We start from the raw sequence: 527 nt of genomic DNA, 5'->3' as shown, positions 1-527 counted from the left end.
GCTTTACGGTCTATCACTGAAGGCGAAGACAGCGAGATGTTTTTGTCAGTTAAGCCTTTTGCGGTTAAAAAATCGAGAATCAAACGCGTTTGTTGGTCTATGTCATCAAACATCGCGCCCATATCATTGCTGGCTACCGTAAATTGGATTGGCCAAATGACGGTATCTGCCGGGTATTCTCGCTCAGACAATCCCTTCACCGTTACCACTCGCTCATAGGCTTTGTATTTGACTGCTGTTTGCTGAATAAAAAAGCCCAATACTCCTAAACCTATTATCAGACACAGCCCGAGCCATATTGACGCTTTATTGGAAATCTTCTCCATTCATCCTCCTAATTTCGCCAAAAGTAACAATTCGTAGTATCGATAACATAGCTCAACTATGGCCAGAAAATGGCGACCTAAAGCTAAATTTTTGTCATATCGTTCGAAATGGTGAATAGAATTAATTAAAATTGAACAGTGTTTTATTGTGAATTTTAAGATTATGTTGAAAACAAAATGGTTGGTGGTTCTAGGCGGATT

Annotated in this window: 1 protein-coding gene; it reads right to left on the bottom strand. The window is 39.7% G+C overall.

Features of this window, described 5'->3' with window-relative positions:
• On the bottom strand, positions 1-326 hold a 326-nt coding region (locus tag R7O13_RS30605), incomplete at its 3' end, for an SIMPL domain-containing protein (protein WP_412125756.1).
• Positions 327-527: the final 201 nt, after the last annotated feature.

The sequence above is a fragment of the Vibrio sp. Y176 genome (genome assembly GCF_033438945.1).
The sequence above is the reverse complement of the archived record's forward strand: the minus strand, read 5'-3'. Positions and strand labels throughout refer to the sequence as shown.